The 21,348-nt window shown below is 63.8% G+C and carries 24 protein-coding genes and 1 pseudogene; 10 read left to right on the top strand and 15 right to left on the bottom strand.

Translation table 11 applies throughout. From position 1 onward, the window contains the following. Nucleotides 1-7: 7 nt before the first annotated feature. The 3 genes from E3374_RS03165 to E3374_RS03175 all read right to left on the bottom strand — a co-directional run bounded on the left by E3374_RS03165 (nt 8) and on the right by E3374_RS03175 (nt 2,334). Nucleotides 8-400 (bottom strand): hypothetical protein, encoded by a 393-nt coding sequence (locus E3374_RS03165; protein ID WP_136687580.1) that lies wholly within the window; start codon nt 398-400, stop codon nt 8-10. Between the two features lie 195 nt (nt 401-595). Then, complete coding sequence (locus E3374_RS03170; protein ID WP_136687581.1) at nt 596-1,426, bottom strand: ABC transporter permease; 831 nt, start codon at nt 1,424-1,426, stop codon at nt 596-598. Continuing rightward, nucleotides 1,423-2,334 carry an ABC transporter ATP-binding protein gene (locus E3374_RS03175; RefSeq protein WP_136687582.1) on the bottom strand — a complete coding sequence of 304 codons (912 nt, stop codon included), beginning with the start codon at nt 2,332-2,334 and terminating at the stop codon, nt 1,423-1,425. The genes E3374_RS03170 and E3374_RS03175 overlap by 4 nt, the downstream gene beginning before the upstream one ends. Nucleotides 2,335-2,461: 127 nt before the next feature. On the opposite strand from E3374_RS03175, the gene E3374_RS03180 reads away from it, so the two are divergent. Then, on the top strand, nt 2,462-2,806 hold the full coding sequence (locus E3374_RS03180) for an ArsR/SmtB family transcription factor (protein WP_136687583.1): 345 nt from the start codon (nt 2,462-2,464) through the stop codon (nt 2,804-2,806). Between the two features lie 2 nt (nt 2,807-2,808). Next, entirely contained in the window at nt 2,809-3,168 is a 360-nt protein-coding gene (locus tag E3374_RS03185) for a DUF7521 family protein (RefSeq protein ID WP_136687584.1), read from the top strand. Between the two features lie 41 nt (nt 3,169-3,209). On the opposite strand, the gene E3374_RS03190 is transcribed toward E3374_RS03185, so the two are convergent. Then, nucleotides 3,210-3,503 (bottom strand): hypothetical protein, encoded by a 294-nt coding sequence (locus E3374_RS03190; protein WP_136687585.1) that lies wholly within the window; start codon nt 3,501-3,503, stop codon nt 3,210-3,212. A gap of 85 nt (nt 3,504-3,588) precedes the next feature. Further along, nucleotides 3,589-3,852, bottom strand: coding sequence for a hypothetical protein (locus tag E3374_RS03195; RefSeq protein ID WP_136687586.1), 264 nt, complete (start codon nt 3,850-3,852; stop codon nt 3,589-3,591). A 109-nt stretch (nt 3,853-3,961) separates the two neighbouring features. On the opposite strand from E3374_RS03195, the gene E3374_RS03200 reads away from it, so the two are divergent. Further along, a complete protein-coding gene (locus E3374_RS03200) occupies nt 3,962-4,597 on the top strand; it encodes a hypothetical protein (RefSeq protein ID WP_136687587.1) in 636 nt (211 codons plus the stop codon). A gap of 75 nt (nt 4,598-4,672) precedes the next feature. Further along, on the top strand, nt 4,673-6,412 hold the full coding sequence (locus E3374_RS03205; RefSeq protein ID WP_136687588.1) for an excinuclease ABC subunit C: 1,740 nt from the start codon (nt 4,673-4,675) through the stop codon (nt 6,410-6,412). A 355-nt stretch (nt 6,413-6,767) separates the two neighbouring features. Here the strand turns inward: E3374_RS03205 and E3374_RS03210 are convergent, their stop codons facing one another. After that, on the bottom strand, nt 6,768-7,400 hold the full coding sequence (locus E3374_RS03210; protein ID WP_136687589.1) for an acetate uptake transporter family protein: 633 nt from the start codon (nt 7,398-7,400) through the stop codon (nt 6,768-6,770). Between the two features lie 248 nt (nt 7,401-7,648). On the opposite strand from E3374_RS03210, the gene msrB reads away from it, so the two are divergent. Together msrB and E3374_RS03220 are read left to right on the top strand one after the other, a co-directional pair. Beyond that, on the top strand, nt 7,649-8,056 hold the full coding sequence (msrB, locus tag E3374_RS03215) for a peptide-methionine (R)-S-oxide reductase MsrB (RefSeq protein WP_136687590.1): 408 nt from the start codon (nt 7,649-7,651) through the stop codon (nt 8,054-8,056). Between the two features lie 65 nt (nt 8,057-8,121). Further along, on the top strand, nt 8,122-8,742 hold the full coding sequence (locus E3374_RS03220; RefSeq protein WP_136687591.1) for a hypothetical protein: 621 nt from the start codon (nt 8,122-8,124) through the stop codon (nt 8,740-8,742). Here E3374_RS03220 and E3374_RS03225 read toward each other — a convergent pair. The 5 genes and pseudogenes from E3374_RS03225 to E3374_RS03245 form a co-directional block, all read right to left on the bottom strand. Continuing rightward, nucleotides 8,727-9,437, bottom strand: coding sequence for a 6-hydroxymethylpterin diphosphokinase MptE-like protein (locus E3374_RS03225; RefSeq protein WP_136687592.1), 711 nt, complete (start codon nt 9,435-9,437; stop codon nt 8,727-8,729). The genes E3374_RS03220 and E3374_RS03225 overlap by 16 nt on opposite strands. Beyond that, complete coding sequence (gene folP, locus E3374_RS03230; RefSeq protein ID WP_136687593.1) at nt 9,437-10,627, bottom strand: dihydropteroate synthase; 1,191 nt, start codon at nt 10,625-10,627, stop codon at nt 9,437-9,439. Before folP ends, E3374_RS03225 begins: the two co-directional genes overlap by 1 nt. Nucleotides 10,628-10,750: 123 nt before the next feature. Beyond that, a complete protein-coding gene (locus tag E3374_RS03235; protein WP_136687594.1) occupies nt 10,751-11,536 on the bottom strand; it encodes an ABC transporter permease in 786 nt (261 codons plus the stop codon). Further along, nucleotides 11,529-12,470, bottom strand: a pseudogene (locus E3374_RS03240) (ATP-binding cassette domain-containing protein); the annotation flags it as partial. The pseudogene E3374_RS03240 and the gene E3374_RS03235, both read right to left, overlap by 8 nt. Before the next feature lie 58 nt (nt 12,471-12,528). Then, the gene (locus E3374_RS03245) at nt 12,529-14,184 is read right to left on the bottom strand and encodes a COG1361 S-layer family protein (RefSeq protein ID WP_136687596.1); all 1,656 of its coding nucleotides are present in this window, start codon (nt 14,182-14,184) and stop codon (nt 12,529-12,531) included. 461 nt (nt 14,185-14,645) lie between these two features. Between E3374_RS03245 and E3374_RS17020 the strand changes: the two genes are divergently transcribed. After that, nucleotides 14,646-14,813 (top strand): DUF7331 family protein, encoded by a 168-nt coding sequence (locus tag E3374_RS17020; RefSeq protein ID WP_169051758.1) that lies wholly within the window; start codon nt 14,646-14,648, stop codon nt 14,811-14,813. A gap of 15 nt (nt 14,814-14,828) precedes the next feature. On the opposite strand, the gene E3374_RS03250 is transcribed toward E3374_RS17020, so the two are convergent. Next, a complete protein-coding gene (locus E3374_RS03250) occupies nt 14,829-15,263 on the bottom strand; it encodes a DUF3054 domain-containing protein (protein ID WP_136687597.1) in 435 nt (144 codons plus the stop codon). Nucleotides 15,264-15,348: 85 nt separating this feature from the next. Here E3374_RS03250 and E3374_RS03255 point away from each other — a divergent pair, with 85 nt between their 5' ends. Continuing rightward, nucleotides 15,349-15,891, top strand: coding sequence for a GNAT family N-acetyltransferase (locus tag E3374_RS03255; protein ID WP_136687598.1), 543 nt, complete (start codon nt 15,349-15,351; stop codon nt 15,889-15,891). 46 nt (nt 15,892-15,937) lie between these two features. Beyond that, the gene (gene fen, locus E3374_RS03260) at nt 15,938-16,918 is read left to right on the top strand and encodes a flap endonuclease-1 (protein ID WP_136687599.1); all 981 of its coding nucleotides are present in this window, start codon (nt 15,938-15,940) and stop codon (nt 16,916-16,918) included. A 27-nt stretch (nt 16,919-16,945) separates the two neighbouring features. On the opposite strand, the gene E3374_RS03265 is transcribed toward fen, so the two are convergent. Further along, nucleotides 16,946-17,146 (bottom strand): hypothetical protein, encoded by a 201-nt coding sequence (locus E3374_RS03265; RefSeq protein WP_136687600.1) that lies wholly within the window; start codon nt 17,144-17,146, stop codon nt 16,946-16,948. 99 nt (nt 17,147-17,245) lie between these two features. On the opposite strand from E3374_RS03265, the gene E3374_RS03270 reads away from it, so the two are divergent. Continuing rightward, nucleotides 17,246-18,619, top strand: coding sequence for a hypothetical protein (locus E3374_RS03270; RefSeq protein WP_136687601.1), 1,374 nt, complete (start codon nt 17,246-17,248; stop codon nt 18,617-18,619). On the opposite strand, the gene E3374_RS03275 is transcribed toward E3374_RS03270, so the two are convergent. Both E3374_RS03275 and E3374_RS03280 read right to left on the bottom strand, forming a co-directional pair. Next, entirely contained in the window at nt 18,603-19,466 is an 864-nt protein-coding gene (locus tag E3374_RS03275) for a 2-oxoacid:ferredoxin oxidoreductase subunit beta (RefSeq protein ID WP_136687602.1), read from the bottom strand. The two genes, E3374_RS03270 and E3374_RS03275, sit on opposite strands and share 17 nt — an antisense overlap. After that, a complete protein-coding gene (locus tag E3374_RS03280) occupies nt 19,463-21,235 on the bottom strand; it encodes a 2-oxoacid:acceptor oxidoreductase subunit alpha (RefSeq protein WP_136687603.1) in 1,773 nt (590 codons plus the stop codon). Before E3374_RS03280 ends, E3374_RS03275 begins: the two co-directional genes overlap by 4 nt. Between the last annotated feature and the right edge of the window lie 113 nt (nt 21,236-21,348).

Raw genomic sequence — 21,348 nt, forward strand, 5'->3', positions numbered from 1 at the left:
CTCGTCGCTACCCGACGTATCGGTTCCGGACCGAACGCGAAAGCGAGAACGACAGCATAGTGATGGCCAACAGGAGGTTCGGAACCTGCAAACGCTCGCCGAAACCGACGACCCATCCTTCGGCCAGTACCCAGGCGATCAGAGCGACCGATACCCCGACGGCCCCCCACCACGCCCACCGTCGCTCCCGCGTGAGGCCGACGACTACCAGGATCGGCCCGAGACCGAGAACGACAAACAGAACGATACCCGGGAGGAGAAAATCACTAAACGGTGACCCGGACAGTTCGGCAGTCGAGAGTCCGACGAGATCACCGGACGGGTCGACGATGAACTGACCGCCGCCGAGGAGCCCCCGAACGCCGAGGGAGCCTGTGAGAACAATCAATAGCCACGCCATTACCGGTCGATCTCGCCACGTCTGGACCGTCCCTATTGACGGCAACCGATCGAGCATCCCCGTCACTACCCTATGGACGGTCGCCGGGCACTGATACGGATTATTGTCGATTATTTCCGAATGACGCCGACCCGGGGGTCGACAGATACCGGTACATCACGACAATAATCCGTATGAAACGTTGTGAACGGCCGATCAGAGGTCCACCTTCGAGAAGCGCCAGTAACCGATCGCGAGCGGGACGACCAGCCAGAGTACGAGTATGACAATTCCGATCCACGGCGTCTGGTAGAACGCGTCGGCTGTGGTTTCGTCCGCCGGGCCGATGTCGCCGGGAATGAGCGCAGTCAGACCTGTCGTATATGCTGCGCTGGGTGGTATCTGTGCGAGAATGTCGATCCATGCGGGATCGTCACTCAGGAACGGGAGTTCCCTGGAGATCCAGGAGATACCGATCAAGACGCCACCCCAGAGCAGTTCGAAGACGAAGAAAAAGCTGATTGTCAGCATCGAAGCGCGGCTGGTCGATCCCGTCAGTGCCGAGAGGCCCACTATGATGGAAATGTACGTAAGGACGAAAATAAGCGACATCAACAACAGCGCGCCAAGCGCGACGGGTGCAACTTCGCCCATCAGCGCGGCCCCGAGGGCTGCCCCCGCGAGCAGACCAATCAACGTTGGGACCGCAAGCGTCGCGCTCCGCCCGAATACCTTGCCCAGCAGGACGTCCCGTCGGGTGTGCGGTAGCGAAAGGAGGATCTTGATCGATCCACTCTCACGCTCACCCGCGATTGCTTTGTAAGCGATCACGATCGCCGTAATCGAGACGAACAGCGTGATCTGGCTGGCGAGGAAGTACGCTAGTCCCTTCGCTGTCTGTGCTTCGATACCTATCTCCGCCGTGAACCCGGCGAACACGTAGGCGATCAGCAGCGACAGCAGGACGAAAAGGGCTGAGAGCCCCCACAGCGCTTTCGATCGAAGGGCGTCCTGGAAGTCCTTCTTGGCAACGGCGAGCGTACTCATCGGTCTCCCTCCGTGTAGTTCATGAATATCTCTTCGAGTGACGTCTCTTCCGTTCGGAAGTCCATCACTTCGTGGCCGGCGTCCTCCAGTGCTGAGAGAACCCGCGTCTTCGAGCCGTTGCCGACCGAGACCACTAGTCCGCCGTCCTGGCGCCGGACGTCCGTGACGCCATCGACACCTTCGACGACGGCGATGGCGTCGTCGGTGACGTCCGCGAGTTCGACCCGCAGCGTCGCACCGTCGCCGGCCGCCTCGCGCAGTCCGTCGATGGAGTCGACGGCGACGAGTTCGCCCGCCCGGAGGATGCCGACCCGATCACAGACGGCTTCGACCTGTTCGAGGATGTGACTCGAGAAGAACACCGTAGCCCCCCGATCACGCTCCTCGCGGACGATCTCGCGGATCTCCCGCGCGCCAGCGGGGTCCAGCCCCGTCGAGGGTTCGTCGAGGATGAGCAGTTCGGGCTCGCCAACCAGCGCCATCGCCAGCGTGAGGCGCTGTTTCATCCCTTTCGAGTAGCCGCCGGCCTTCCGGTCGGCGGCCTCGAGGATCCCGACCCGCTCTAAGAGCGCGGACGGGTCCGCGTCGACGTTCTTCGAGTCGATGACGAACTCGACGTGTTGGCGACCCGTCAGTCGACTGTATACCTGATACCCCTCGGGAAGGACGCCGGTTCGCCGACGGATCTCCTGTGACTGTTGCTGTGCGTCCATCCCGAGGACTGTCGCCGATCCCTCTGTCGGGCGAACGAAGTCGAGAAGGATGTTGATCGTCGTCGACTTCCCCGCCCCGTTGGGTCCCAGAAAGCCGAAGATTTCCCCCTCCTCGACGCGGAGGTCGACCCCGTCCAGCGCGAGGACGCCGCCCCCGTACTCCTTGCCCAATCCACTCGTTTCGATGGCTACCATAGCGACCGTGGGTACCGCTGGCTTTCACTTATAAACGTACGTCGGCCTTCACTCCCTGAAGGTAAACACACGTGATAGGTACGTGGGATACTATCAATTTAAGTGATGGACAGTGCAACCGGTGTGCGTGACCGACGAGGACGTCCTGGAGGATGTCGCTGCTCTCCTCGAGGACGACTGTGCGCGCACAATCCTTGCAGCGACGAGTACGCGACCCATGACTGCCAAGGAACTCACAGACCACTGTGACGTGTCGGGACCGACTATCTACCGCCGCATCGAGGATCTCGACGAGCTGGATCTGATCGAAGTCCGGACCCGGCTCGACACTGAGAGCGGCCATCACGAAAAGCTGTACGCGGCGACGCTTTCGGAAGTCTCAGTGACTCTTCGTGAAGGTGCTTTCGAGGTCAGCGTCGACCGTCGTGAACCGATCGCCGATCGCTTCACCAGGCTCGTGGAGGGTATGTAGCCGTGATCGATGTCCAGTCCCTTCACGGTGGTCTCGTCCCGTTACAGAGCGTCTCTGCCCCATCGAGCCTGGCAGAACTGCTGGTGGTAGCCGGTGGGGCCATCACGGTCGCGATCAGCGTCGCCATCGCTTACGTCGCCTTCCGGGGCTACAGACGGAATGCGAGTCGCCCGATGCTGTTCATCGCGATCGGGTTCGTCCTCGCGATTGCGTTCCCCGGGACGCTCGATTACCTGCTGTACGTCCTCATCGTCGCCTTCGACTTCCAGCTACCGATCAAGGAGATCTATCTGGCCGGGATCATGCAGGCCAGTCAACTCCTCGGCATGGCGTCGATCCTCTATGCGTTGCTTATGCAGTGAGAGTATCATTTCTCGTCGTCGATTCCCCCGACGGTTTCCAGTCACCCTGTCGTGACGCCAGTGGTGACTCCCTGTCCTCCGTCCTTTTCCGTCCGACGACCTCCGTTCACCCTGTCGGCGGTGGGCTCGTGTCGGTGGCCCACGAGCAGACAGAGTACGTTACAGGTGAGCAAGAGGGCGACCACGTCGATCCGCGCCGGCCCGAACATTACCAGCGGCAACGACGCCAGCCCCAGGACCACGGCACTCCAGAACCCGGCTGCGACCAGGGCGTGTCCGAGTGCGGGACGGAGGTGATCGAACTGTTCGACGGTGGGGGGACCAATCCGTGTCATGTTCGGAAGACGGGCTCCGATCACCCAAAAGGTCACGGACGGTCAAAGCGTGCTTTGAGCTACCGGCCGTGGGTATGGTGGAGACTCAGACGGCGTCGTCGGGTCGATGGTTCTCGGCCATCCGGTCGGCTTCGCGGGCGTAGCGGTCACGGTCGTCCGGATCGACCGGCGCGAGTCGGTCCGGTTCGACCTCGATCGCGGCGGTCACCGCTTCTTTCATCAGCAGCGCCGTCGATCGCTGCTGGGTGACGTGTCTCGATCCGTCCCGGGTCGCGTAGACGAGCGTCACCAGGTCCTCGTCGTAGAAGTCCCGTTCGACCAGCCAGCACTGTACAGTCTCCTCGCTCATGGGGGCTCTTGGCAGGGTAACGGGTTGTATCCTCCGACCGACGAATCGGGCGGGACGGCCCCGTCCGGCGGCCAGTGGCTTCTTGTGATCGCGTCCCAAAGCTCACTCGATGGCCGACTGGAGCGATCGCGTCGAGGAGTTGCTCTACGAGGGAGAGGATGTGACCGAGCGCGTCTCGGTAGGCGGGGCTCACGTGGTCGTCACGACCCACCGGGTGCTGGCGTTCACGCCGGAGATGGACGGCGAGAACTTCCGGCAGGTCGAGCGCCCGAACGTCACCGACGTCGCCGTCAGGACCACGGGGGAGACGCGCTTCCTGCTGACCGGGTTCCGTGCCGGTCTCTTCGGGATCGTCCTGCTCGGCGTAGGCATGGCCGTCGACTTCGGGGCGTTGATGGGTAACATCGATCTCACTGATACCGGCAGCACCGGTCAACTGGGGATCGGCGGCATCTTGGGTATGCTCCAGGGAATGATCTCGATCATCTCCAGTCTCGACGACTACATGCGCATGCTCGGCGCGCTTTTGCTGTTGGTTGCGCTGGTTCCCGTCGCCATCTATATCTATACCCGGGAGACCCGACTGGTCGTCTCGATCGCCGGCGGCGAGGACCTCCCGATCGCGGCTTCACCCGACGACGCCGAAAGAACTGTGGCTCGACTCCGGGAAGCGATCCTCCCGGAGGGGGTTTCTCCCGGGAGCGGGAGCCGGCGATCGCTCGACCTGCTGGAACGGTTCGGGTGAGCGTCCGGGCGGTACGTCCCCCGGCCGACGGCGTCGACGCCACGTTCAATTCGCTCCGGATCGTATTCCCGCTCGATGGATTCGGCCGAGGTTCGAACCCGTGCCGGCGAGCTTCCGACGGAGCCGGGTGTCTACCAGTTTTTCGATAGTTCGAGCGAGGACGGAACTGTCCTCTACGTCGGCAAAGCCATCGACCTTCGGGATCGCGTCCGATCGTACACCGATCCCCGCGGCGAACGCATCCGGCGGATGGTCGAACGGGCCGACGCTATCGAGGTAGTCATTACCGACACCGAGACGCAGGCGCTCCTCCTGGAGGCCAACCTCATCAAGCGCCACCAGCCACGCTACAACGTTCGGTTGCGCGACGACAAGTCCTATCCGCTCGTCCAACTGACCGACCACGCCGCGCCACGGATCGAGATCACGCGCGATCCCGACGAGGGCGCGGACGTATTCGGGCCATTCACGGACAAGCGGGACATCGAGACTGTCGTCAAGTCGATCCGGGAGACGTTCGGTCTGCGTGGGTGTTCGGACCACAAGTACGCAAACCGCGATCGCCCGTGTCTGGACTACGACATCGGGCTCTGTTCGGCGCCCTGTACCGGCGAGATCGATCCGGAAACCTACCGCCAGGATGTCGAGGCTGTCCGGCGCTTTTTCCGCGGTGAGACCGGCGTGCTCGCGGAGCCGATCCGCGAGGAGATGGACCGGGCAGCCGAGTCGGCGGCCTTCGAACGGGCGGCGAACCTCCGGGATCGACTCGCTGTCGTCGAATCCTTCCACGAGGGTGGTGGGACGGCCGTCGCTGCCAGTGACGACCGAACGACTGACGTCCTGGCGGTCGCTCTGGAGGGCGAGGCGGCGACCGTCGCACGCCTCCACAGCAACGAGGGTTCGCTGGTCGAGCGGGAACGTCACGCCGTCGAGACACCGGACGGACAGCAGGGCGGCGACGTGCTGGCCGCTTTCGTCCCCCAGTACTACGCCGACCGAGAGCTCCCGGACCGCCTCCTTCTCTCCGATCGATTGACTGACGACGAGGTCCGCTCCTGGTTGACCGATGCCGGCGTTAGCGTGGTCGTCCCCGGGGCGGGACGGGAGGCGACGCTGGTCGACCTCGCGCTGAAGAACGCCCGGCGCGGGACGGGACGGGACGACGGCGTCGCGGCGCTGGCCGAGGCGCTCGATCTGGATGCCGCCGACCGCATCGAGGGGTTCGACGTGAGCCACACCGGCGGTTCGGGCGTCGTCGGCAGCGACGTCTGTTTCCTCGACGGCACCCCGGAGAAACCCGATTACCGGCGCAAGAAACTCCCGGAGGGCAACGACGACTACGCGGCTATGCGGACGCTGATCGGCTGGCGGGCCGAACGGGCGATCGAGGGCCGGGACGACCGGCCCGATCCCGATCTGCTCTTGATCGACGGCGGCGAGGGACAACTCGCGGCCGCCCGGGAGGCCCTCGACGCCGCCGGCTGGGACGTGCCCGCGGTGGCCCTGGCGAAGGCCGAGGAACGCGTGATCACGACGGAGCGGACCTTCGACTGGGATGGGGACGCACCACAGTTGCGGCTCCTCCAGCGCGTCCGCGACGAGGCACACAGGTTCGCAGTGCAATATCACGGGACGCTCCGGGACGAGGCGTCGACGGCGCTCGACGACGTGCCGGGGATCGGCCCCGAACTTCGCCAGCGGCTGTTGGGACGGTTCGGGAGCGTCGAGGGGGTTCGCGAGGCGTCGACGGAGGAATTGCGGGATGTCCCGGGCGTCGGAGACACGACGGCCGAGACGATCCGACGACAGCTTTGACCACGGGGCCCGGATCAGTCCCCCGGCGAGACCGGGATTTCATTATGCATGCGATAATATTATCGTGTGCATAATACTTGATCGGGAGCCGGAACGGGAGTGGCTTCTCCTACGGAATGCAGGCGCTGATCGGGAGACACTCGTCGTGTACGGATGTCGGTGGATCCGAAAGACGACACTGGTCACGGAGTCCCGACGGTAGCCGAGGTAGAACCCGTTTACGTTCCACCCTGCGGGACGGGAAGCCGCGCCCTTCAGACCTGGAGAACGTCATCGGAGATTTGAGAGAGAGCGCACTCGACCGTGAGGATCTCGTCCTCTGTACCCCGACAGCTGTGCTCGATTGTTTTGGGTCCTAATCGCCACTCGCGGGCGCGCTGGCGGTCGAAGGGGCGTCCGTATCGACACCGAGCCACTCGGCGGCGGGACGACCAAGCGGGACGGACACGCCGACGTTCGCGGCCAGGCTGTGAGCAAGCATGTACAGTCCCCAGACGAACAGCCACAGGAAGAGCACGCCGGCGATCGCCCGCGGGAACGCGAACAGGTCCGCGAGGCCGGCGCTGATCAGCGTCAGCCCACCGGTCGGGCCAATGAGGAACTCGAACCACGGCTGGACGACCAGCGCGATCGACCACATTCCCAGAAGGACGCCCAGGAAGAGCGTCCACGCGCCGAAAAAGGGATTGAGCGAGCCGACCGGCCCGATGGCGTCGGCAACGAGCATCAGGCCCGGCCCCCACATGAACAGCATCCCGAAGGTGGCCATCAGCGTCCCGCCGGTCGAATCGCCCTTGCGGAGGAGGATCGTCCCTGCGGCGAACTGACAAATTCCGCCGACCAGTCCGATCGCGGCGACCAGCAGTCCGGCCTCGCTTCCCCACCAGCCCAGGAAGTCGCCCGCGAAGGCGAGGTTGATCCCGGCCAGCGGCGCGAATCCCAGCGCCCCGGGATCGCCCCACCGGCTCTGTGTGTCTGATTGTGACATTTCTTGCCTCTACTTTTCGTAGCCCCGAATATACCGTTTTCGCTCTTTACGGTCTGTGTGGACGATTATAGGGGATTTCACGCCACGAGCGTCCGGAAAACGGAACCGGCCTTCCTCGATCGTCAATCCGTGCGGGCGTTCGACCCGTCGGGGTAGCTCAGTTCGGTTCCCCCTCCAGTTCGTCCCGAGGCATGTTCGGGATCTGCCCACTCCAGTGGGCATTTACCGCCTGAAGTCCACGTGTGCGTATGGACGAATCCAGCGAAGCGGTCCCAGACTCCGAGACGGAGTGGCGCGAGGTCCTGACCGAGGAGGAGTATCACATCCTCCGCGAGCGTGGTACTGAGCCGAAGTTCAGCGGGGAATACCTCGATGTCGACGACGACGGGGTCTTCCGGTGTGCCGGCTGTGGGACGGCATTGTTCGACACCGAACGGCAGTTCGAGTCCGGCCACGGCTGGCCGAGTTTCACCGACGTGATCGAGGACGGAAACGTCGAGACCGAACTCGACACCCGTCACGGCATGGAACGGACTGAAGTCCTCTGTGGGGAGTGTGGCGGCCATCTGGGTCACGTCTTCGACGACGGCCCGGACCCGACCGGCAAGCGCTACTGCATCAACTCGGCTGCTCTCGAGTTCGAACCTGAGGACTGAAGTCGTCGTCTCGCGGGTGGACAGTGGCCGGTGGTTTTTTGCCCGTCTTCGGGGATTGTTCGGACGTGTCACGAAACGACTCCGCGGAGGGCGACGACGGGTCGCTGCTTTCGGACGACCTGGACGGCATGTTCGAATTCCCGTGGTTACGGGGCATTCTCGCCGGCGTCGCCGCCTGGGTCGTCGGATACGTCCTCTTCGCGGTGCTGTTCTACCTCGGGCCGGCCTCGATCGACGCGCCGTCGCAGTCTTCCCGTCTCACCCAGATCGGTCACCTCTTCTACAACGCACAGTTCGTCGACCGGATCGTCACTGCGCCAGGGGGTATCGTGATCGCCGGTGGACGACGGACGAACTTCCTGTTGGAGGCGAGCGTAACCGAACTGCCGTTGGCAGTGTACTTCGCCGTCCCGATCGTCGCGTTGGTCGCTGCCGGCGTCCTGTTCGGGGCGCTGTCACTCGATCCGTCGCCGGACTTCCTCGAGTCGGGTCTGACCGGGTTCGCAATGGCTCTGGGCTACGTCGTCGTCGCCGTCGCCGGCACCTTCCTGTTCGTCGTCACTGCCGCGGAGGGTCAGGTGACCGCGGCACCGGACCGCCTGCAGGCCGCCGCCTTCGCGTTCGCCTACCCGTTCGTCCTGGGCACGCTCGGCTCGCTGGTCGGTAGTCTCTACGACCGCGAGTGACCGAGCGCGTCCACCTCGACGTCCGCCCGTCGGCCATCGAGTATCCCGAACCGCTCCTCGCGGCGATCTTCAAGCCAGTACAGCAGGCGTTCGGCCCACGCGAGTTTTCGTCGCTTCTCGTCCCCGAGTGACTGGTCGTCGAAGTCCCAACCCGGGAAGACGAACTCGTCGGCGTCGAGGTGGTCAGCCAGGAACGCCGCTCGATCGCCGTCCGTGAATCCCCCGTAGTTCGCGACCGACCCGGTCGGGGCGGCCTGCGTCGTGGGGAGTACGCACTCCAGTTCCAACGTGGGGACGTACTGCCGGAGTAGGGGGACGTTGTCGCCGTGTGCGTGAACGGCCACCGAAACCCCCTCGTTGGTCAGTTCACGTACTGTCCCGGGATGTTTGTCGAGGTCGGTCACCACGAGATCCGGAGTTAGTCCCGCCTCCCGAAGCCTGTCGGCCGCCGTCGAGGCAGCGACGACGGTGTCGGCTGCCCGGACCCGATCGATCTCTTCGAGCAGCGATGGTCCGGCGCCCGCAATCGCCACGGTCTCTCCGGAGAACGCGTCTTCTTCGGGAACGTATGGCCGGGCGTCGACTGATTCGACCAGCGAGGCGAGCAGATCCCGCGCTCGCTCGTCGCCCTCCCGATCGTATCCGAAGTCGGCGAGGATGGCCTCGTATACCGGTTCCCAGGTCGCGAAGTCCATCACTCGGCCTCGCTCGCCACGTATTCCAGTCTCTCGACGAGCCGATCCGGGAGTGCTCGTTTCCGTGCGGTCGTTGCCAACCGATCGAGAGCGGCGGGCGTCCCCACGAGTAGGTGACTCCGCTCCCCGCTGAGGAACTGGACGCCGTGGTCACTCGCCAGCGCGGCTATCTCGTCCGCTGGCCGGTCGTCCAGTCCCGTCAACTCGAAGACTCGCGTGACGGCTTCCGCCGGGTCTATCGCCGCTGCATCGACGCGCTCGAAGTGTCGTTCGGCCTCGGTGACCCGGGTCACGTCGAGTTCCTCGACGCCCCGTTCGAGATCACGTCCGCGTTCGCGGGCGAATTCGTCGCCGATGATCGCGGCGTCCAGTGTCTCGCTCACGTCATGGGTCCGGATCACGTGGGCGCCACGTTCGACGGCCATCGCGGTCGCCGCGAGGCTGACCGGCAGGGCCGCCTCGGTCGATCGTCCGGCGAGTTCCCGGAGGAAGTTCTTCCGGTTGATCGATACCAGGATCGGTCGGTCGAGTCCACGGAATTCCCGGAGACGGCGGAGCGTCTCCCGATCGTCTTCGACAGTCTGGGCCTCGCTCCAGCCGCCGAAGGCCGGGTCGACGATCGTTTTCTCGGTGAACCCACCCTGCTTGAGTGCCTCGTAGACTTCATCGACGTAATCGGCGTCTTCGACCCAGCCCTCGCCACACCGTTCGGTCCAGTCGGTCTCTTCGACGGCTCCCGGTCGCCCCAGGTCCGGCGGACTGGCCATCTTCACGACCGCGGCGTCGTACTCGTCACAGACTGCAGGCATCTCGGGATCGGCGAAGCCACAGACGTCGTTGACCATGTCGAACCCGCGGGCGAGGGCTTCGTCGGCGACCGCGCTGTAGCGGGTCTCGATCGAGAAGACGGCGTCACCGCTCACTGATTCGATGGTCTCGATCGCAGTGTCGAGACGTTCGCGCTCTTCCTCGGCGGAGAGCACGTCCAGGCGCTTGTTGGCTGATTCGAGACCGACGTCGACGATGTCAGCGCCCGCGTCGATCATGTCCTCGACGTAGGTGGCTGCCTCGCCTGGGTCCGAAAAGACGCTCGGATTGTAAGGCGACTCCCGGCTCACGTTGAGCACGCCCATGATCCGTGGCGGGTGGTCATCGCCGATCCCCAGGCCCGCGGCGTCCACGTTGTGCATGGACTGGGTGACGGGCGACGGCGTGAAAAACGGTCGGTCACCGGCGACTTCTCTCCTCGTTCGAGTGAGTGATTTCGGGAACAATTACCGTGGCGCCGCGTTTATCGGGATCCATGCCCGGCTTCAGATGTCTCGCTGGTCGAACACGATCCCACTGAGGAGGAGCAACGCCAGAAACGCAAGCAGGAGGATGGCGCTGTCGATCAGTTCGTACGAGCCGTCGACCAGCAACGTGGTGGGATCGTAATAGTGGGTCGGACTGACGTACTGGATCCAGTCGTACTCCTCGGCGCTGCCGACCGCCGACTCGACGAGGAACAACACGAACACGAGACCGATGGCTCCACGCTCCGCGATCGCGGCCCGACTGACCAGGACGGAAAAGACTGTCCCGATCGCTGCACAGACGAGCAGGTAGGGGATCGACAACGCGTGAGTCAACGCGAGATGCGTCAGTTCGATCGACTCGCCGACGGCGTCGACCAAAAGGTACACGGCACAGCCGACGACGACGTTGACGACCACGATGGGGAGCAGTAGCGAGGCGAACTTCTCGGCGAGGAGTCGTCCTCGGGAGATCGGAAACGAGAGCAACAGATCCAGCCGGTCGTTCTCGACATCGCCGGCGATCATCCCGCCCGCAACGTACGCGAGGTACAACCCCAGTCCGAGGACCCAGATGAAACTGTAGACTTCCGCGCCGAGGAACCCCCCGATCGTTGACAGCGACTCGGCGCCGAAGGCGTCCTGCATCGCAGGTGGCAACTCCTCGAAGAGTTTCTCGATCGATACCCCTTCGAGGACGGTGAAATACCAGACGATGAACGCGGCATAGAGACTGATCCCGATCGAGAGCAGTACGGTTCCCCGGACGCGGCGCCCAGCCTCGTATCGCGCGGTTTCAAACATCGATACTCTCCCCGTCAGTCCGGGTTTCCGTCCCGGACCCGTTCTCAGTCCTGGACCCGTTCTCAGTCCCGGACTCGTTCTCAGTCCCGGACCCGCTCTCAGTCCCGGACGTCCCGTAATAGTGGACGAAAACGTCTTCGAGCGGGGGTTCGCTGATCTCGACGTCGTGGACATCGTGGGTGGCCAACTCCTCGATGAGGGCGTTGTACTCGCCGGTGTAGATGAATTGCACCCCGTCCGGGAACTGCGTCACGTCGACCACGCCGTCGAGAGCCGTGATTTTCCCACTGGCATCGTCGGTCGTGTGGACGCGAACCCGCTTGCCACCTTGATCGAGCAACGTTTCGACGTCCTCGAGTTCGACGAGTTCGCCGGCCCGGACGATCCCAACCCGATCACAGACGCGCCGAACCTCGCTCAACACGTGAGAGGAGAAGAAGATCGTCGTTCCCGCGTCGCGTTCGCGCCTGACGAACTCGTTAAACTCCTCCTGCATGAGGGGGTCGAGCCCTGACGTGGGTTCGTCCATGATCACGAGATCAGGGTCGTGCATGAACGCCTGGATCAGGCCGAGCATCCGCTCGTTCCCGGTCGAATACTCCCGGATCGGTCGTTCCAGCGGCGGCGAGAAGATGTCGAGCAGTTCGTCAACTCTCTGCTCGCCCTTCATCGAGGCGTGGTAGTCGAGGATCTCCTCGCCAGTAACTGCCTCCTCGAACCCGAGCTGTGCGGGGAGATATCCGATCCGTCGCTTCGCTTCGATCAGGGCCTCCTCGTCGTGAATGTCCGCGCCGAGAACAGTCGCCGTCCCCCCGGTCGGCTTCAACAGTCCAAGAAGCATCCGGATCAGTGTCGACTTCCCGGCACCGTTCGGGCCGAGGAACCCGAACACTTCCCCCTTCCGGACGGTGAACGACAGCGAATCATTCGCGAGCACCTCCCCGTAATCCTTCGAGAGTTCAGTCACCTCGATCGGCGGTGTCTCGGCGGAGTCAGTGCCCATAGAACCACCACGCACCGACGGCGACGAGGACGACCAACACGGCGAGAACGACTAGTTCGATGGAGAGGTCCTCGCCGCCCGCCTCTGTCACGGTGACGGTGATCGTCGACGGACGGGCGGTCTCCCGATCGCCGTCCGGCCCGACGTATTCGATCCCGACCGTCGCCGGGAACTGACTTGCCGGCGCGCCCCCGTCGACTTCGAGGTCGAACGTGACGGTGCTGGTCTCGCCGGCCCCCAACGACGGGATCACGGTGGTCCGGAAGTCACTGTCCAGCGGTTCGGTGAGGGTGAGGTTCACCTGTACATCCCGGAGTTCGACGTCGCGCTGGTTCGTGACTTCGACCCCGAGCTCCCCCGATTCGCCCGCGGCGAACCTGGCGTCGATCGCCCTCGCTGTGAGTGCATCTCGACGCTCGGCGATCTCGACCTGGATAGGATCCGTCATGGACCGGTCGCGATTGTCCTCGTCAGTCCGGTAGGTCGTCGTGACGTCGATCTGTTGGGGGACCGGATCGGCACTCCGGGGAACGGCCACCGTGAACTGAAACGTGGCGGTTTCGCCGATGTCGAGGTCCCCGACGGCGTAACTCCCACTTCGGGGCACGAACGCACTTTCCCCCAGCGTGAGTTTCACGTTCCTGACTGGATCCGGTCCGTCGTTCCGAACTGTCCCACATATCTGCCCGTCTTGACCGACGCGAAGCGTCGATTCGACGTTCGAGAGGGCGAACGATTGTTCGGGGAGGGTGTCGATGCCGGCGGTCAGCGAGCCGGATTGTTGTGGGATGCCGTCACTGTCTTCGTAGTTGACGGTGAGACCCACCGTGTACTCCCGGACACTGGCTTCGGGTGCCAGGCCCACGTCGTAGGTGACGGTGCGGGTCTCGTCGGGTGCCCACTCGCCGATATAGGCGCTGGCGTTCGGTGATCCGGCGTCGAAACGCATTGCACCGCTCTGGGAGGAGGCGACGACGGTGGCGCTGTGTGCGGTCTGGGTGCCGGTGTTTTCCAGCGTGACTGAAACGTCGCTGGTGTCACCGACCTGTGCGGTGCCGTTCGTTTCGATCACCTCGAAGCGGGCGTCCTCTTCGACTCTGACGGTGATCGAGCCAGTTTTGGTGCGGGTATACTCGGTCCGGTCGACGACGCCGTTAGCGTTGTATTCGACCGCGCGGGTGTAGAGGTACTCGTATTCGATGGGGATCTTGTACGTACCGGGGTCGGTATTCTCGGCGACCGTGATCGGGACGGTCTGGGACGTACTCCCGATTGGAACGGAACCGGCGGCAACTTCACCCGACTTGACGTCGATCGGCACGTTGCCGTCCTTGAACCGGAGCGTCATCGCCCGTGCCGTGGTAACCTGGTCCTCGTAGCCCGGCGGGCCGGTTCGGTAGACTTCCCCGCGGTTGGTGATAGAGACGGCGAGTTCGCTGGCAGTTCCAGCGGTGACCGACCCACTAGCTGTGCTGAACGTGATATCGGGTTCTCCCACGACGCTTTGAGTGGCTTGCTGAGCGGAGACGGCGCCCGGGATCGCCGCGACGCTCGACCCTACCAGCAGGGCCACAACCAGGCCGATCCAGAGGCGATTCGATCGCACTCCTACGCCCTCTCTCGACCGCGATCCGCGGTGGTCCATACGTCCCTTTCAAAGCGTGATTGAATATATGTGGTCGTAACAATACTATTGTTGTCAGATTCTGGTGGAGAGAACGTCTCGATCATTCGGTGCTGTTGGGGCACATCCGAGGAGTCCTCGTCGACGGTCCGACCGCTCGGGGCGACGCAACGGATCGCTTTCGAACGCGATCGCGACATACGCTTTTCCCCCGGGCCTACGACGTCCACATTGCGCATGGGGCCGGTGGGCCGGTGACGTGAAAAACAGTCAGTTCTCGCCGAAGCTGATTATTATCAGGTATGGAATCACCTACCGAACGTCGTCGTGGCTCCTCTCTATGTGGGCGCCGCTAATCACTCAGTATTCCGCCCGTGTCGGTCGTTATACTGATTGATAATCCGGTACCAGTCTTTATTTGCGTGGCGAACGTAGTATCGAACAGGAGTCAATACGTGGCATCGTCGCCACCGTGACCTACAATGAGTGCAAAGCCCACGGACGACATGGCCGACCGGCAACGTCAACAGCCGGAGGACCGTTACGCACAGTTGCGGCTCGACGACGACGAGTTCGTCATCTACGACCGGGAAGATCACACAGCGTGGGTACAGTCGTCCGTGGCGGTCTCGCTCGAAGAGTATCGCTGAGCGGCCGCGTGTTTTTCAGTGCAACTGCCCGTCGCTGAGCCAGTAGGCCGTCACACCTCGACAGCCCCCGATCAGCGCAAGTCCAGCGACGATCGACACGATCAGGAAGACATACGAGAACGAACCGGGTGTCGGGAGGAGTGCACGCAGAACCTGGGCGATCAGGGCCGCAGTGATCCAGGCCGGAATCGTCCAGGAGACCGCCCTGATCACTGACCGGTAGGCGTCCGCAGTGTAGAGGCTCCCGAGGAACGCGGCAAGCCCCCAGCCGACCAAGAAGGGGACGGCGGCCTCGATCAGTCCGGCGACGTCGGCGAGTGAGTTCCCGTGGGCCCCGACAGAGCCGATCAGGACGAAGGCGGTGATGGCCAGAAGGTCCCCGACGGCCAGAACCGCCGTCGCGGGCGAGGGGTCGACGCGGCTCCGGAGCGTGTCGACGACAGTTCCCATACCCGTGGCGAGTGCGGGCGGGGACTTGGGCGTTCCCGTTTCCGTCCGGGTCAAGCACTTGTTCTCTCGTCCCGAACTATCTACCGTGGAGTACACGGTGTTTGGCTGGCCCGAAGACGGGCCGACGCTCGATCTCGACTACGAACGGTTCGCCTACGCGGGGAAGTTCGTCATGTCGAGTACAGGAAAGGCGGTCGTCCGTGACGGGGACGAGATCGTCGCCGCGTCCGCTTTCGACGCGGATCGGACCGACGAGGACTGTCTCCGGATCCGATACGTGACCGTCCGGCTCGACCGTCGCGGCGAGGGGATCGGCTCGTCGCTCCTCCGGTTCGTCGTCGACCGTGCTCGCCACCGGGGCTACGACGAGGTGAAAGCCGGCGTCAACAACCCGATCGCCTACGAAGCGTTCTACCGCGCCGGATTGGCGTATACCGGCGAACGGACGGGACTGGCCGAACTCGTCCTCTCGACGGCGGCCGATCGTGACGCCGAACGCTATCGAACAGGTCTCGACGTCTATCGCGGTCGTGACCTGGACGAGCGAGAACGAGCGTTTCTCCAGGGGCAGACAGGTAGCTCGCCGCCCGCGGTCGTCGCTTCCCCTGTTCGGGACGACGCCAAGTAGAACCGTGGCGGGGGATTCAAACCGTGGAAAGGCCTAATCGACCGCAATGGGAAACGCTGACCTCCGGGATATCGCGGCTATCGAGTCAATCGCTTTCGAGGAATTGGCGGGCTCGATCGTCGCTGTCGACGCACACAACTGGCTGTATCGCTACCTCACGACGACGGTCAAGTGGACGAACGACGAGGTCTATACGACGAGCGACGGCGAGGAAGTCGCCAACCTCGTCGGCGTCGTCCAGGGGCTGCCGAAGTTCTTCGAGCACGAGGTCACGCCCGTGATGGTGTTCGACGGTGCCGTCACGGATCTCAAAGACGACGAAGTAAAACGCCGACGTGAGCAACGCGAGCAATACGAGGACGACCTCGAAGCGGCCCGAGAAGAGGGAGACGCGATCAGGGTCGCACGGCTGGAGTCCCGGACCCAACGGCTCACGGACGTGATATTGGAGACGACGCGGGAATTGCTCGACCTGCTCGACGTGCCTGTAATCGACGCGCCGGCGGAGGGCGAAGCCCAGGCCGCTCACATGGCCCGGAAGGGCGATGTGGATTACGTCGGTACCGAGGACTACGACGCTTTGCTGTTCGGGGCGCCGCTGACGCTTCGGCAACTCACCAGCAAGGGCGACCCCGAACTGATGGACTTCCAGGCGACGCTGGACGAACACGACCTCTCCTGGGAGCAACTGGTCGACGTTGCCCTTCTCTGTGGCACGGACTTCAACGAGGGCGTTCGGGGCTACGGTCCCAAGACTGCTGTGAAAGCCGTCCGTGAACACGGCGACCTCTGGGGTGTCAGCGAGGCAGAGGACATCTACGTCGAGAACGCCGACCGCATCCGGGAGTTGTTCCTCGATCCCGCCGTCACCGACGACTACTCCTTCGAGACGACGCTCGAACCAGATCTCGACGCCGCCCGGTCGTTCGTCACCGAGGAGTGGGAAGTCGATGCAGCGGAGGTCGAGCGCGGCTTCGAGCGCATCGAATCGTCGGTGATCCAGACGGGGCTGGACGACTGGGCCTGAATTCCTGACGACGCTCCGGTGCAGTTCTCACTCCGCATCTTCGAGGGCGTCGGCGATCCGCTCGTGTGCACGGATGAACCGCCAGAGCAGGTAGAAAAAGAGGAGTACGGAGACGAGATATAACCAGAGCAGTAGCTGTCCCGCGAAAACGAGACTATAGGCGAACGTCAGGACGACGCCGATCGCGATGAGCGTGACGACGAGTTGGTTATCCGTTTCGTTGTCCATGATCTCGATTCCGCTGCCTGTTTGATGAATCCACCGTGAGTCTGCTGAGACGACAGTGTAGCCCGCACCTTTATCTTCCCGTGCTATGCTCTGTTTCCTATGCGTCCCCGCCGTGGTCGGTCCGTGGCCGTCGGTATCCTCCTGATCGTCCTGCTGGCGACAGTCACCCTCGCCGCTGGACGGCCCCCTCCCCAACCGCTCTGTGAAGTCTGCGAAGACGACGTGATCGAGGGAAGCGACGTCGAGTCCGCGACGGTCACGATCGAAATCGACGGGGACGGCGTCGGACACTGGACGGCCCGTCTCGATCTCCGAGCAAACGCCAGTATCGATCCCCGGGCCATGCAGTCGGCGGCCGAGGATGCCCTTCGCGGTCACCGAGGCGAAGCAACACCGCGGGACCTCTCGGTGACCGCGAGCGGGGACACCGTCGTCCTGACTTACGACGTGCCGCGGATGGGCCATCGGAGTGTCGGCGGCGTACAGGTCGTCGATTACTTCCACTCCCAGGGCGATAGCGGGCGCTGGTACGGCGTCAACGCCGACCGGATCGTCGTTACCGGTCCCGAGGGAACGACGCTCGTTCGGGCACCTGCGGATTATCGACTGAACGGGACGGCCCTCGCGCTGGAGGGGGCGCATGGCGATTCTTTCGAGCGGACCATCTCGCCGGGCTGGTATCTGGCGTTCGCCGGGGATGATGGTCTCTTCGCTCGGGCGGCCACCCATCTCGGGATCGGGATCGACATCGCACAGCTGAAAGGAGCGGACCTGCCCGGAACGGTAGTGCTGCCGACCGCGATCCTGGCCGCGTTCCTCGGGATGATCTCGCGATGGGGACGTTCGACAACCGACCGATCTCCGGGAACGCGATTGCGTTCGATAGCAGGCGTGACTGTCGGTCTTGCCATCGCCGGGTTCCTCCTGGCGGCCCTCGTTAGTTGGCTCACCACCGGAACGTTCCTCCTCAGAGGGGGAGCCCTTTTGTTCGGTCTGCTTCTCGCCGTCCCACTACTCGGGCCCTTGCTTGCTCTCGCTGCCCTCGGCGTCGGAACGCAATACGTAGTGCTCTCAGGCCGGTTCGATCTCGATGTCGAGACGCGCTGGTTCGTGTTATATGGGATCGGCATTGCGGGAATCGCCCTAACGGTGGCCCCGTTCGCTGCAGGCACCATCGGCCGCCTATCGACTCTCTATGGGGGTGGGGTCTGTGCGCTCGTGTCGACGCTGTTCGCTCCGTTAGCGCTGGCCGACCGAATCCGAGTTCGGTGGTTGCTCGCGGTGACGATCCTGGTTTCGCCCTTCCTGGTCTCGTTGGGATGGGCACCGTACGGGAATTACGGGGCGATATACGTTCCGATGTTCACTGTCGTCTGGGCACTCGTCGCTGGCACGCTGGGGGCCATCGCGTATACGTTCGCTCGGCCATGGCGAGGTTCGGGGGAACGGACACCGCTCAGTAGAACTCTCTAACTAGCCGGTCGGCCCGTTCGGGCGCGCCCTCGGGGATGTCCGCCATGTTCTCGTCGATTCCCTCGCGATCGCTGTAGGGAACGCTGTCCTCGTTCTGATAGAGGATCCCGATGTGCTCGGTACTCGGGTCCATGATCTTGTCGCGGGCAGCCTGGTAGTTGCCGGGATCGTGGTCGGTCTCGTCGAGATCGACGATCGCGTCCCGGAAGTAGTCGTAGGTGTCGACGTCGTTGAACGTCACGCAGGGCGAGAAGACGTTCACGAAGCCGAAGCCGTCGTGTTCGACCGCCTGCTTGACGAGTTCGGTGTGCCGCTGGGAGTCAGAGGAAAAGGACTGGGCGATAAAGGTACCTCCGGCGGCGAGCGCGAGTGCCTGCGGGTTGACCGGCGGCTCGACTGTGCCGTCAGGCGAGGTCGCCGTCTCGAATCCCTGCCGCGAGGTGGGCGAGGCCTGGCCCTTCGTCAGGCCGTAGATGCGGTTGTCCATCACGACGTAGGTGATGTCGATGTTCCGCCGAACTGCGTGGATGAAGTGGCCCACGCCGATCGAGTAGCCGTCGCCGTCCCCGCCGGCGACCATCACTTCCAGGTTGGGGTTTGCGAGTTTCACGCCTGTCCCGACCGGCAGGGCGCGGCCGTGGACGCCGTGGAGCGCGTAGCTGTGCATGTACGTCCCGATCTTGCCCGAACAGCCGATCCCCGCGACGACGAACGTGTTGTCTGGATCGTTACCCGTCTCTGCGAGGGCCTTCATCATGCCGTTCATCGTCCCGAAGTCGCCACAGCCGGGACACCAGGTCGGTTGCTTGTCGGACTTGAAGTCCGTGAAGTGCGTATCTGAACTCATCGTTTCACCTCCTGTGGGGCACGTTCGTCGGCGATCGCCGCCTCGATCTCGTTGGCGAGTTCGTCGGCCTTGAACCGGACGCCCGTGTACTTCGTGACGCGCTGGACGCGCGACAGCGTGTCGTGCTCGATCAGATCTGCGAACTGCCCGGTCGCGTTACATTCGACGACGATCACGTCCTCGGCCGATTCGACCTCGTCGGTCAGATCCGGCCGAGGATAGATGTACGGAACTGAGAGGAACCGGACGTCGATCCCGCGGTCCTCAAGCATCCCCAGGGCCTCGCGCATCGCTCCCTCGTTGGAACCCCAGGAGATAACGAGAGTGTCAGCGTCCGGATCGCCGAACTCCCGGTGGTCGAAGTCCTCCCGTTCGCGGGCAGTCTCGACCTTCCGCTGGCGTTTCTGTACCTGTTCGACACGGACGTCCTCCTCCTCGGTTCGCCGGCCGAGTTCGTCGTGTTCGAGCCCGGTCGTCATGTGTGCGGCGTCTGGTGTCCCCGGGAGGGCTCGCGGGCTAACGCCGTCCTCGGTTGCGGCGTGGGCGCGAAAGCGTCCCTTCTCGTCGAGCCACTCTTCGACTCCGTCGGGATCGACGACCTTGCCGCGGTCGATCTCGACGCTTTCCATGTCGAAACGCTCGGGGGAGTAGGTCTGCTCGGTGACTGCCAGCGCGAGGTCCGCGGTCAGATAGACCGGAATCTGGTACTTCTCGGCGAGGTTGAACGCCTCGACGGTCCGGTCGAAACACTCCCCGATCGTCGTCGGCGCGAGGACAAACCGCGGGATTTCGCCGTGGCCGCCGTACAGCATCGCATTGAGGTCGCCCTGCTCTTGTTTGGTCGGCATTCCCGTCGAGGGCCCCGAGCGCATCACGTTGGCGATCACGAGGGGCGTCTCGCTGGTAGCCACGAGGCCGAAGGTCTCGCTCATCAGGTCGATCCCCGGGCCGGACGTGCCCGTCATCGCCCGCGCGCCCGCTCTGGCGGCGCCCAGGGCCATATTGATCGCCGAGAGTTCGTCCTCGGCCTGGACGACTGCGCCGCCGAACTCCTCGATCCGTCCCGTCAGGTACTCCATGATGTCCGTCGCGGGCGTGATCGGATACCCCGCGTAGAAGCGACAGCCGGCGGCGATCGCGGCCATGCCGATCGCCTCGTCGCCGTTCAGGAGGACGTAGTCCTCGTCGGTTGTTTCGAGACTGAACTCGTCGCTGTAGTCGGTTTCCTTACGGACGAAGTCCCGGCCCAGCCTGGCGGCTTCGCGATTGTTGGCGACGATCGCCTCGCCTTTCTCGCCGAAGCGCTTGACGAGTGCCTCGTCTAAGTACTCGACCGGGAAGCCCGCGACCTCGCTGGCGGCGCCCAGTGCGACGACGTTTCGCATGATCGCCCCACCGGCTTCCTCGGCCAGACTATTGAGTGGGACCTCCAGGCCGATCATTCCCTCCGGAACCTCGACATCGGCCATTGTGGTCTGCTCACCGTCGTAGATGACGACGCTTCCCTCCTGGAGTTCGTCGAGATTCTCATCGATCGTCCGTTCGGTGAGTGCGATCAGGACGTCGAGTCGGTCGACGACGCTCTCGACCCGATCGACGGACGTTCGGACCTTGTAGGCCGTATATCCCCCGCGGATCCGCGAGGCGAAGTCCTTGGAGGTGAAGACGTGCCGGCCCGCACGGGAGAGCGCCCGGGCGAAGATCTTGCCCGTCGAGTCGATCCCGTCGCCGGCCTCCCCGCCGATGGCCCAATTGAGATCGTCTTCCATGTAGGTCAGAACTATCCCGCCACCGAGAAAAAGCCTTCTGCAACCTGCAGTGTGCGGGGCGTTTCGGTGTCGGTACGCCGCTGTTCCGTGCCGCTACCCCAAACGGCATTGGT

This window comes from Halorhabdus amylolytica (assembly GCF_004944975.1).
GTDB classification, from domain to species: Archaea; Halobacteriota; Halobacteria; order Halobacteriales; family Haloarculaceae; genus Halorhabdus; species Halorhabdus amylolytica.